Source organism: Mycoplasma sp. 4013, from assembly GCF_054353875.1.
Map to the genome: position 1 here is coordinate 1 of NZ_JBTHHK010000017.1, position 11,901 is coordinate 11,901.

Consider the following 11,901-nt stretch of genomic DNA (forward strand, 5'->3'; position numbering starts at 1 on the left):
TGATCTTTTGGTAGAGGAAGGAAATTGGATCTTTTAAAAAATACTATCATCAAACTACCATCAAAACCAGATGGAACACCAGACTGGGTTTTTATGGAAGAATATATTAAGTCCTTACCATATAGCAAATACATATAAAAACTTTCTTTTCTATCATATAGATTAAGAAAGTTTTTTTACTTACTGTTATGTTTCTTAAAAGAAACTTTGCGCTCAGTTTTATTATGAATTCTTAAAAAGTTATCATAATGAGCATATATAACAAATAATAATGCAACAAAATAAATAATATAAACTATAAAGAATAAAGAATCACTAGTAGCATTTAAGGTTCCTAAAATACCAGTTGAAATCCAAGGAATTAGTGCAAAAAAACCTGTGATGCTTGCTGATAATACACTACCTGATGAAACATATTTTCATATATAAATTACTAAAAAATATAATATTACAAATATAGGAAGTAAAATAATATTTATTGATGTTGCTAATCCTAAAATTGTAGCAACCCCTTTTCCACCACGAAAACCAAAGAAAATAGGTCAAATATGCCCGATTACTGTTCCTAAACCAGCAAACGAAGGAAAGATGTATAAAGTTTCTTTTATATAACTTACATCTGCAAAATTACTTTGATGTTCTAATCTAAAAGTGATATCATGATTTATAGCATAGGTTATCCCATATGCAATTGCAACAATTGCTAAGGTTTTTAATCCATCGATTCATAAAATAATTTGAGCTGCTTTTTTACCCAAAACCCTTTTTGCATTTGTTGAACCTGCATTACCCGAGTGATAATCGCGAACATCGACTTTATAGAATTTTTTACCGATAATAATTGTTGTATTTAATGAACCAACTAGATAACCTAAAATAAAAAAGACTATATTTGTTAAGATACTTAAAAATGCTACCATTATTCCCTTTCATAGCAATATAAATATTTTCAAATAATTATAAATAATTATATAATATAAAAATGAAAGAAAAAAAACAATTTGAGATAAATATAGTGCAACTTCCAGATCCTATTTTGCGTAAAAAATCACATAATGTTCCGATCCCATTAACAGATGAGGATATTAAACTTGCCGAATCAATGATTTATCATATTGATGATAGCCAAAGTCCGGATACTAAATTCCGTCCTGGAGTAGGTGTAGCAGCAGTACAATATGGGATATTAAAAAATGTTTTTTATGTACATGTAAAAGATGGTGAAGAAAAAACAGTATTTAAGGATGTGTTGTTTAATCCTAAGGTACTGGTAAAAAGTGATAAAAAAATTGCTATAGAATCAGGTGAAGGTTGCTTAAGTGTTGATGAAAGTATTCCAAATCAAGATGGATTAGTACATCGGAGCAACAAAGTTGTTGTAGAAGCATATAGTTATTTTGAGCGAAAGCAATTAAGATATGAAGTATCAGGTTATTTAGCAATTGTTTTTCAACACGAACTAGATCATCTTAATGGAATGCTATTTATTGATCGAATTGATAAGAAACAACCACACAAAAAGAAGAATAAAGCAATATATATTTAAAGGATAAGATGCTGCAAACAAATTTAATTTTACATTTTCAAGAACAAAATAATGCAAAAGAACAAATCCCTGATTTTTTAAGAAAAATATCAGATGCATTAAAATCAGTCGATGGTAGTGTATGAATCCCAGTTATGGTTGCTGCTCTAATTATTATTTCATTTGGTTTTGGTTTTTTATATAACTGAAAATATATTCCTGTTAAAATAACTGCGATTATTTTATCGATAATTGCTTCTATAGTTAGTGTAACGGTTGCTACAAAAAAAATAGATGATTCAGATATTCGTAGATTTATTCCTTTACTTGCTACTCTTGTTGCATTGATAACATATTGAGTTGTAAGGTTCTTAGGAGTTGTTATTATCTTCTTTATTCATATTTTTTATTCACGTAAAAAATATAAAGTAATTAAACAAGAAAAACCAAAAAAACATTTTTTAATTCGTTTTTTAGCAGGTGGATTAGGAAATATGATAGTCGGGTTACCAGGAACCCTATTATTTGCTAATGTGCTTTCTTCATCTACTCCTGAAAATTCATCAGTATCTAAAGCATCCAAGTTTTCAGTTTATTTGATGACCGGTGGAAAAGGTGAAAGTTACGGTGGCTTAGTTCCAAAAATTATTAATATCTTAGACCTTGCATCAGAATTTAGCAGCCAAGGAGATATTCAAAAAATCTTAGAAAAAGCACCTGATCAAATTACATCAAAAGATCAAGAGAAAATTAAAGAAGTTGCAAATAAATTAGTTCCAATTATAAATGATGAAAGACTTAGAAAAACATTTTTGAATAAGGCTAGAGAAAATAATTCACTTGATTTTCTAACCAAAAATTTTGATAAAAAGTTAACTGATGATATCATAAAAGCAGTTAAGACTAAACAGGTTGAATATAATATAGCAAATGATCAAAAGAAAAAAGAAATTGCTACAAACTATATAACAAACGAAGAGAATTTAAAAAATATTTATGAACAATATGTTTCACCTAATTTAGATAAAGCAGCCCAGACACAACTAGCATTTGCTCAAAAGATAATTGATAAAATAAATTCGGATGCCAAAAAAGATTTAAATGCATTTATCTCAAGTGCATATGAAAAAGTTGATCCAAATAGTAGCAATAAATTTGATGTTAGAAAAACAGTAGATGCACTAACTAACTTTATCGCAACATATGATTTTTCTAAAAATAAAGGTTAATTATGTTTAAACCTAAAAATAATTCCGATGAATTAGTTGCTAAAACTGTACAACTTCAAATGGATTCGAAAAGTGAAATTAAAGAAGAAGTTAAATATCGTGATCCAAAAGGTTTGCTAAATCCAGCAACTCAGAAAATCATAAAAAAAGAAATTTTTATTCGTAGAATTAGTGCAATTTTTTGAGGTGTTATTTGGGGTTTATCTGTCTTGGCAATTATTTTGGTTGTTGTTTTGAAATCTTTAGATGATCCTTATTCCGGGATTGCTTTATATGTAGTATTTTCATTTTTATTTTTATTATCAGCTTTTTTAACTATAAAAGGATTGATAAGGATTTCAGGTTGAAAAAAGACTGAAAATAGTTTTCGACAATCATATGCAAAAGGTGATGCAGCTTCAAGCAGCATGTTTGTTGAAACATTTAAAAATTTATCTTTAAAAGCCTTACGCATAAAGTGAATTTATTTCTTTTTTACAACTTATTTTGTCTTATTTAATTTAATTGTTTTTGGTTTATGGTCAGCAAAAACATTAGAAATAGGCACACCACCTTCACAAGCATCAGGAATTCATACTAATTTTTATCTTTCTATAAACTTCCAAGAAGCTTTGGATAAAGCTTTTGGAAATGTAAAAACTATGTTAATTATTGACTTGGTTGTGCAACTAGGATTAACAGGTTTATTAATAGCAGTACTTTTATATGATAAAAAACGCATTCAAGATATTGATTTGCAACTTGGAAGCGATGATGCAACAGCAAAATTAAAAGAATTAATTCAAAATCGCAAGAAATCTGAAAATAAAGCATGATTAATTTTGTATATTATCATTTTTATCTTAGTTGTTTTAATTCCGCTTGCTTGAATGTTATACTTAGTATATCGCAAGATGATTAGGAGAAAAAAATAATGAATTTATTAGTTTTTATTGAAGATAATTTTAATGATATTGAACTTGTGACTCCGTTATCAATTTGAAAAAAGTCCAATATGTTTGATAAAATAACTTTTTATCACAAGTTTTTAACTCAGGCAAGCGGACAATTTGGTTTTACTAAAATTGAAAATATAGACAAAACCATAGATTTAGATGAATATGATTTTGTTTTTATTCCAGGTGGACGTGGAGCACAAGCTCTTAGAGAAAACAAGGATGCATTAGATAAAATACAAGAATGAATTAATAAAGATAAAAATATGGCGGCTATTTGTGATGCACCTAATGTTTTAGCAGAACATCAAATAATTAAAAAGAAAGATTTCACTGGATACCCATCGCAATGAAGTCAGAAATTTCGAAAAGGTATTAATTATCATGATGAAAGTATCGTAATTGATAAGAATATTATTTCAGGTAAATCTGCATTTGCTGCTGAAAAACTTGCATATAAAGTGTTGCAGGTGCTGTTTGGAGACGATGTAGCAATTAATACATACCAACAAATTTCAGGTAACAGTGATACAGAAAAAATATTAGAAATTTTAAACACACATTAGTGTGTTTTATTATATAATAGCACTATGAATCCATTAGAAATATCAATTCATACATTTAGTTGAATTGCAGCCATAGTGGTTGCATCGCTAGGTGTCCCGCAACTAATTAACCAAATCAAAACCCGTAAAACCGGAAATGTAAACTTCTTTTCATTTTGAGTCTTTCAGATTGGAATTTTACTTTGATTGATATGATCATCGCTTGGAAATAAAAAATTATTAAGCACTTTTGTAGCCAATACAGTCGGGGTATTTTTATACGGAACTATGATTATCTTACTTTATAAATATAAAGATGAGTTTGATAGTCGTATAAAATATTTTGGAATGGGTGCAATAGTAATTACTTGAATTATTGCTCTTATCTTTATTGCCCTAAAAATAACAAATTCATTTAAAACTCCTGTTTATTTATGAGATCCAAAAACCGAATCAGTTATGGGATTTATTTTCCCTGCTTTTACAACCTTAGCATTTATCCCACAGATGATTTTCTCAATTAAAACAAATTCATGAGAAGGAGTTTCACCGTATATGTTTTTAGTTTATGAATTAAATAATACTGTATGAATTATTTTCTGAGCTTTAAACATCTCTAATCCAGCAACTGCTATGCATAAATATGCATTTGTTGGGGGTATTGTGTGACAAATTATTTCATTTATTTTATTTGGTATTCAATTTATCTTTAGTTTTATGGATTATCAAAGAAGAAAAAAGCTAGCAGAATAAAAACAAGGAAGTACCTTGTTTTTATTCTGCTAAAAATGAAGTAATAAATTCACCAATTGTTGCACTGTTATGGTCATTAATGATGTGTGTTGCAACATCTTTCAAATCTGCTGTAGCATTACCCATAGCTATTCCTAAAGAAGCATGTTTCGTCATATCAATATCATTTCCACTATCACCAAAGGTGACAAGGTTTTTAGTTGTAAGATTTAGTAAATTAAGCAAATATTCTAATCCGATTAACTTGGAGGTGTTAATCGGATTTACATCTGTATATATTGAGTTGGTAAGATATATATTGCATTCAAAATCTTTAAGCAATTTCTTAGTCAAATCCGTAATCTCCTTAGCGCTTTTAAGTGGATTACGCAGTGCTATTTGTACAATTTGGACATCTTTATTTTCAATAACTTCTTGCATTTTTTCGATGCTGATTTGATTTATGATGTTCATATCCATTATATTTGCATCTGTAATTCAGTGAGGTTTTTGATTATTAGGTAATGCGGTAGCATTGTAATTATGTGTATCAACAGTTATGATAAGTTGATGCTTGCTAGCAATATCTCTCATTATATAAAAGATATCTTTATCTAAACTATTTAAAATATAGGCTTTTTGATTTTTTATATCATATACAGCAGTTCCGTTAGAACAAACTAAATAATCAATATGATCAACTGCTTTTGAATCTAAAAGAGGTAATGTCTTAGTGATTCCGCGCCCTGTAGCAATTACATTTATGTGACCGTGTTCTTTTGATTTTTTAAGTGCCTTGATTGTATCAATGTGTGCTTTATTATTGCTTTGTAGTAAGGTTCCATCTAAATCAAAAGCAAATACATAAGGTTTTTTAACTCTGTTTTTCAATCTTTTCTACTCCACTCATATAAGGGATTAAAACTTTTGGAACCGAAACACTCCCATCAGGATTTTGGTATTGTTCTAAAATAGCAGCAATAAGACGGTCTACAGCGACACCAGAACCATTGATTGTATGAGCATAATTTGTTTTACCATCATTATCTTTATAACGAATCATCGCACGTCGAGCTTGAAAATCACCAAAATAACTTATGCTAGATACTTCTCTAAATCTTTGTTCTGATGGCAGTCAAAGTTCTAAATCAATTGTGGTTTTTGCTGAAAAACCTAAATCACCAGTGCATAAGCGAACTTTTTGATAAGGAATTTCGAGTTTTTCTAGTACATCTGCTGCATCTAAAACGGTTTGATTATATTCATTTCAAGCAGATTCAGCATTAACGACTTTAACTAATTCAATTTTCTTAAATTGATGTTGTCTTATGATTCCTTTGGCGTCCTTTCCAGAACTACCTGCTTCAGATCGAAAACATTCAGTATATGCTGTCGCCTTAAAAGGTTTGTCAAGATTAATTATTTCATTATTATAAATATTAGTTAATGTAACTTCAGCAGTAGGGATTAGATATTCGTTAACACCCTCAATTTTGTATAAATCTTCTTGGAATTTTGGTAACTGTCCTGTTCCATATAACGCAGTTTCTTTAACAATCACTGGTGTGTTAAACTCTGTATATCCTTTGGATAAGTGTAAATCAAGCATAAAATTAATTAATGCACGAACTAACTTTGCTCCTTGATTTTTATAAATAACATATCTTGAACCAGATAACTTAACTGCTCTTTCAATATCGATGATATCTAAATTTTTCGCAATTTCATAGTGTGGCAACACATCTGAAACAAGTCCTCTACCAAGGTTTTCAAATTTCTCAATAACTACATTATCATTTTCATCTCTACCTACAGGGACATCATTCGTAGGTAAATTAGGGATTTGTAGCAGCATATTTGTAATTTTTGCGATAAGTTCATTACTTTGTTCGTCTAATAAACTTTGGTGTTGTTTAATTTTTTGAATCTCTTTTTTAATTTGAGCAAGTTTCTCGGGGTTGTTTTTATATAAACCAAATTCCTTAGAAATTGCTGCTAATTTACTTTTAGCACTTTGTGCTTCATACATAATATGCCCGCGTTTTTTTGCTAAAGTTAAAAAAGCATCTAAAAAATGCATATCAAATCTACGATTTTTTAGGTGTTTTTTAACTTCATTTTCATTACTAATTATATATTTTATATCTAACATAAAACCTCATACATTCATGTAAATTATACACTGTTAATTGATTTTAATAATATGATAAATACCATTTTTACTGCTATATTATAGTTGTTTTTGTTATTTAATAAGCTACTTTGATAAAAAAAAATTTGTTATATAATTTATTCACGCTTATTATATATTTATAAAGGAGGACGAATGAGCAAACGTACATATCAACCAAATAAACGTAAACATGCCAAAGTTCATGGTTTTAGAGCTAGAATGAAAACAGCAAATGGAAGAAAAGTTTTAGCAGCAAGAAGAGCTAAAGGTAGAAAAAGATTAACAGTTTCAGATAAATAATAATTTGTATGAAAAAACAATATCGACTAAGAAAAAACTGAGATTTTCAAAGAATAATTGACAATAATAAATATGTCTCTAATAAATATTTAGTTATCTATTATGCAGAAAGTTCTTCATTTCATGCAGGTATTACAGTACCAAAGAAATTTGAAAATGCAGTCGGTCGTAATTATAATAAAAGACAACTTAAAGCAATTATTCATGAAATTAAGATTTATGATTTAAATTATGATTTTGTGTTAATTGTTCGCAAAGATTTTATTGCAAATGATTATGCAACTAAAAAGCAGTCAATTGCTAAACTCTTTGAGAAATTTAGGAAAAATGAAAAAAATAAATCATTTTAATTATTTCAACCAAGAAGGTAAGGAACAACAAAAAAAACAAGATACACTAAAGAAAGTTTGAAAATGAATTAAGATTGTTTTATATACTTTGTTATTTGGTTTAACAGTAACAGGTTGCGTGCAATCATTCGTTCTTAAAAATTCATCGAGTGTAGGAAATAGTATTGAATTTTACTCAAGCAAGGATGAAGTTTCCCCACGTGTAAATACTTTTGTTGTAAAAGACACAAAAGAACAAAAGATAAACATCAAAGATAATGACAACAAAGATGTTACAAAAGATGGAAAAATACAAACCGTTCCTTATGAACTTGCAACTCTTTCTATAAATCCTGATATAAACACTCTAGTAAACAATCCAGATATTCTTGAAAAACTAAAAAAACAAACATCTGATTCTTGATCAAAAGATGATACATACACTGTTAAAGAACCGCAAAAGGATGGAAGTATTAAAGAAGCACATAAAGAATATCCTAAACCTGAATATGGAGAAATAAAAAAATATTATACAACTTTTGCTATCGATGATCCGAAAGTGATAAAAAACTTAGGATATGATTATGATGATAAAAATAAAAACGTTGTTGCAAATCCTGATAAAAATAATATTAGTTTAATAGCAAAAAACAGAAGATTCTTATTTCAAGCAAGTAACTCAACTAGATATAAATATACTAATGATATTACTAATATATACCTATTGACTTTTGCATCAAAAAAAGATGAGCAACTTGTTCAGGTAATTACACATCCAGAAACAAAGGATTCTAAAAAACAAATACCTACTGTTGAAAATGGAAATTATATTTTAGTAGGGTTATCAGGTTTACAATCCGTTCCAAAATATACAGGTTTACTAACAGAAAATACTATTAATTTAGCATTTGCTCGTGATGTTCTCCAAACCTTATACAATTTTTCATTTGGTCCAAACAGTACATTTATCGCAAATTTTAATAAATATGCTGTTTTACCAGAAAACAAACAAAAAGACAAGGATGTTTTGAAAGATTACCAGTCATTTAGTGATTATTTAGAATTCTTAGCAAAAAAATTACAAGGACAAAGTAATCCAAGAATACCAATTTCACAAGCAGAAAAATTCTATATTGATGTTTATCAAGCAACAATGACTCAATATCTTACACAATTAGGTTTTTTACATGCTGATGATTTTAAAAGTTTTAATAAAGATACAGGGAAAAGTACTGTTTTTACAGAACCTACTGCAGCTACTAAGTATAACCCTGAGCAAAATATTTTATATGATTCAGGACAACGTCAGAATAAAGATAATAAATCAGAAAAAAGAAGAGATATTGATATACCTTTTAAAGGTGATTATCCAAGTCAAGCAATAACTAATTGAGGTGAAGCTTGAGCATATGGTCCATTTTACGGATTTATAGTATATCCACTTTCTGCAATTACACAAGGAATAAGCAAAGGTATTCCTGATTTAAAAGGTTGAGGATCTATCATTGTTATCATTTTAGCTTTAATTATTACTCGTTTAACTATGTTTGGTATCACCTTTAGATCTAAAATGATGCAAAGTGTTCAAGATAGTCTTCGTCCTAAAAAAGCAGCAATTGAAGCAAAATATGTTGGTTTTGAAAAAAACAAAGCAATGAAAATGAAGAAAAACCAAGAAATTCAAGCATTATATTCTAAATATAATATAAGCCCACTTGACCAATTTGGTAGCATCTTATTAACTATACCGGTTTTCCTTGCGATGTGGCGTGTAATTCAAGCAATTCCACAAATAAAACAAACTACTTGATTAGGATTAAATTTTGCTTCTGTTTCATGAACTAAGATTTTAAGTGGAGAATTCATATATTCTTGAATTCTGATTCTAACAATTGCTATTCAAGTGTTATCACAGTTGCTTCCAAAACTATTGAATCGCAAGGGTGTTAAGCAAAGAAATACCATAGCAGAAGCACAAGCATTAAAGAAATCAGAACGTACCCAAAAGATTATGGTGATTGTATTTGCTGTAATTACAGTCCTATTTTCGGTAGGTGTGCAAGTCTACTGATTATTTGGTGGATTATGACAAATTGGAGAAGTTCTTCTTCTCCATCGTTTAAAAAAGACAACTTGATATAAACAAAAATATGAAAGTCGTCTTAAAAAATCATAAATTAAACACCAGAAATATCTGGTGTTTTTAATTAACAAGAAAATCAGTTAATAATATAGGTTCTTTTTTGTTAAAGAGAATATCAATAATACTTTGAAATAATTTGGTTTCAATTTGCTTTTCTTTAAGCATTTTAGCAAGTATTTTAGCAGTTTGATATCCTTCGATAGTTTTTGAATTATTTTCAAGTGCTTTGCTGATACCAAATTCGGAAATTTGATTACCGAACATATAATTACGGCTCTTAGAAGAATTACAGGTTAAGAAAACATCACCAATACCAGCAAAATCAAATCCCATTTTAACATCATCATTTCCTGAGATAACCTTATATATATCTAATATTTCATTCACCCCGATTGTTATAATCGCAGCAACAGTATTGTTGCTATTAGTGTGGTTTGATAAAATTCCCAAACCGATAGCTAAAACATTTTTCAAAGCACTGAATAACTCGCTTCCAAGGACATTTTTTTGATGACGAAGTTGAAAATACCGATTATTAAAATAACTCATAATTTCTTGACAATAATCACTGTTAGTTCCTAAGATGTTAATAATAGTTACTTCCTTTTGAAATACTTCAATAGCAAACGAAGGCCCTACTAAAGAAACTAAGTTCTTAAGATTTCTCTTAAAACGATGTTGGATAAAGTCACTAAAAAACATTTCTGAAACACTTTCAATTCCTTTTGACAGATTAATGATATTTACTTTACGGTTTTTTAAACTATGATGCATTTGTTTTAAAATCCCTTTTAAAGTGTTAGCTGGAACTGCTAAAACAATATTTTCACTGTTTAATACTACTTCATCAAAATCAAGTGTCGCTTTAATCTTATCTGGTGCATAAAAAGGTAAAGATCAAAAATATTTTTGATTATACCCGTTATTAATATCATCCACTTCGACTTTATCAATACCATACATAATAACATTATGTCCATTTTCTGAAAGAACATTTGCTAAAGCACTACCCCAAGCACCCGTTCCGATAAAACCAAATTTGTATAATTTCTTCATATGTTTATTATACAAGTTTTGCAATAATTTCAAGATATAAAAAAATGGCAGGAGTAGCAGGATTCGAACCCACAACACACGGGGTTGAAGCCCGATGTTCTACCGTTGAACTATACTCCTAATATTTCATTATTATACCATAAATAAGCAAAATATAAATTAGTTATTTTAGATTTTTCTTCTATATTTATTCTAATTGATATAATAAAATAAAGAAATTTGAATCTTTATAAAAGAGGTTGTTATATGTCGTTTTCAAATAAAGATAAGAGTAAACATGGTCATAATGCTCAGAAGAGCATAATTGATTTGTTAAATTTTTGTAAAAATAATAATTATATAATGAGTTTTCGTGTAAATTATATAATCGGTAAAGAAGGTTATACTAATAACGAACAGTTTTATGCACCGTTTCTTATAAAATTTTTTGATGACAAAGAATGGATAATATTTTCTACAACTTCAATGAGAAGTGATAGAATAAAGGGTTAACAATGAGATGCATTTAATATAAAAGAAATAAATAAACAAGTTGAAAAAGCATTTTTAATATATTCAGATGATGTGGATGAGAATGAAAGTTTTCTCTTTGCTCGTCAAAACAACAAATATATTCTCAATGAAGAGGTCACAGCTATTAACGAAATATTGAATCAAAGCAATCTTTATAAACAGATAGAACAAAAAGCATTATTTAATTATAATGATGGTTTTAAAAAGAATATGCAAGTATTAACATTTGAAAAAATTATTTCATTAATATTAAGTAATTCAGATAATTTAAAGAAATATAAAGAAAAAGATAAAACAATTACAGGACTAATAAACAAGGACATAAAAATTAACAGAAAATTAACATTGTATCATCTCTGCATATTTCTGAGGTGATTTTCAATCTAAAACAGATTGCATTCGTTTTGTATTATATCAAATT

Annotated in this window: 13 protein-coding genes and 1 tRNA gene; 9 read left to right on the forward strand and 5 right to left on the reverse strand. The window is 28.3% G+C overall.

The annotated features are described in order from the left end of the window. Positions 1-176: 176 nt before the first annotated feature. Positions 177-920, reverse strand: a complete 744-nt coding sequence (gene plsY, locus ACXYRO_RS04010) for a glycerol-3-phosphate 1-O-acyltransferase PlsY (RefSeq protein WP_458614388.1) — start codon at positions 918-920, stop codon at positions 177-179. Between the two features lie 62 nt (positions 921-982). On the opposite strand from plsY, the gene def reads away from it, so the two are divergent. Genes def through ACXYRO_RS04035 form a run of 5 tightly spaced genes read left to right on the forward strand, consistent with a single transcriptional unit; the run spans position 983 to position 4,987 of the window. Further along, positions 983-1,546, forward strand: coding sequence for a peptide deformylase (gene def / locus ACXYRO_RS04015; RefSeq protein ID WP_458597911.1), 564 nt, complete (start codon positions 983-985; stop codon positions 1,544-1,546). Positions 1,547-1,554: 8 nt separating this feature from the next. Next, positions 1,555-2,754, forward strand: a complete 1,200-nt coding sequence (locus ACXYRO_RS04020; protein WP_458597909.1) for a hypothetical protein — start codon at positions 1,555-1,557, stop codon at positions 2,752-2,754. A 2-nt stretch (positions 2,755-2,756) separates the two neighbouring features. Further along, positions 2,757-3,668, forward strand: a complete 912-nt coding sequence (locus ACXYRO_RS04025) for an MSC_0882 family membrane protein (RefSeq protein ID WP_458614389.1) — start codon at positions 2,757-2,759, stop codon at positions 3,666-3,668. Next, complete coding sequence (locus ACXYRO_RS04030; RefSeq protein WP_458597905.1) at positions 3,668-4,255, forward strand: DJ-1/PfpI family protein; 588 nt, start codon at positions 3,668-3,670, stop codon at positions 4,253-4,255. The genes ACXYRO_RS04025 and ACXYRO_RS04030 overlap by 1 nt, the downstream gene beginning before the upstream one ends. A gap of 24 nt (positions 4,256-4,279) precedes the next feature. Further along, positions 4,280-4,987, forward strand: coding sequence for a PQ-loop domain-containing transporter (locus tag ACXYRO_RS04035; RefSeq protein ID WP_458597903.1), 708 nt, complete (start codon positions 4,280-4,282; stop codon positions 4,985-4,987). Between the two features lie 21 nt (positions 4,988-5,008). Here the strand turns inward: ACXYRO_RS04035 and ACXYRO_RS04040 are convergent, their stop codons facing one another. Both ACXYRO_RS04040 and serS read right to left on the reverse strand, forming a co-directional pair. Next, positions 5,009-5,857 (reverse strand): HAD-IIB family hydrolase, encoded by an 849-nt coding sequence (locus tag ACXYRO_RS04040; RefSeq protein WP_458597901.1) that lies wholly within the window; start codon positions 5,855-5,857, stop codon positions 5,009-5,011. After that, on the reverse strand, positions 5,841-7,118 hold the full coding sequence (gene serS, locus ACXYRO_RS04045; RefSeq protein ID WP_458614390.1) for a serine--tRNA ligase: 1,278 nt from the start codon (positions 7,116-7,118) through the stop codon (positions 5,841-5,843). The genes ACXYRO_RS04040 and serS overlap by 17 nt, the downstream gene beginning before the upstream one ends. A 174-nt stretch (positions 7,119-7,292) precedes the next feature. Here serS and rpmH point away from each other — a divergent pair, with 174 nt between their 5' ends. From rpmH to yidC, 3 genes are read left to right on the forward strand one after another with little or no spacing between them, the layout of a single operon-like run. Continuing rightward, positions 7,293-7,439, forward strand: coding sequence for a 50S ribosomal protein L34 (rpmH, locus tag ACXYRO_RS04050; protein ID WP_004794083.1), 147 nt, complete (start codon positions 7,293-7,295; stop codon positions 7,437-7,439). Between the two features lie 8 nt (positions 7,440-7,447). Next, entirely contained in the window at positions 7,448-7,789 is a 342-nt protein-coding gene (gene rnpA, locus ACXYRO_RS04055) for a ribonuclease P protein component (protein WP_435129202.1), read from the forward strand. Beyond that, positions 7,767-9,944 carry a membrane protein insertase YidC gene (yidC, locus tag ACXYRO_RS04060; protein WP_458614391.1) on the forward strand — a complete coding sequence of 726 codons (2,178 nt, stop codon included), beginning with the start codon at positions 7,767-7,769 and terminating at the stop codon, positions 9,942-9,944. The genes rnpA and yidC overlap by 23 nt, the downstream gene beginning before the upstream one ends. A 27-nt stretch (positions 9,945-9,971) precedes the next feature. On the opposite strand, the gene ACXYRO_RS04065 is transcribed toward yidC, so the two are convergent. Both ACXYRO_RS04065 and ACXYRO_RS04070 read right to left on the reverse strand, forming a co-directional pair. After that, complete coding sequence (locus ACXYRO_RS04065; protein WP_458614392.1) at positions 9,972-10,967, reverse strand: NAD(P)H-dependent glycerol-3-phosphate dehydrogenase; 996 nt, start codon at positions 10,965-10,967, stop codon at positions 9,972-9,974. A 45-nt stretch (positions 10,968-11,012) separates the two neighbouring features. Further along, positions 11,013-11,087: transfer RNA gene (locus ACXYRO_RS04070), tRNA-Trp, on the reverse strand. Between the two features lie 444 nt (positions 11,088-11,531). Between ACXYRO_RS04070 and ACXYRO_RS04075 the strand changes: the two genes are divergently transcribed. Continuing rightward, on the forward strand, positions 11,532-11,867 hold the full coding sequence (locus ACXYRO_RS04075; protein ID WP_458614393.1) for a hypothetical protein: 336 nt from the start codon (positions 11,532-11,534) through the stop codon (positions 11,865-11,867). Positions 11,868-11,901: the final 34 nt, after the last annotated feature.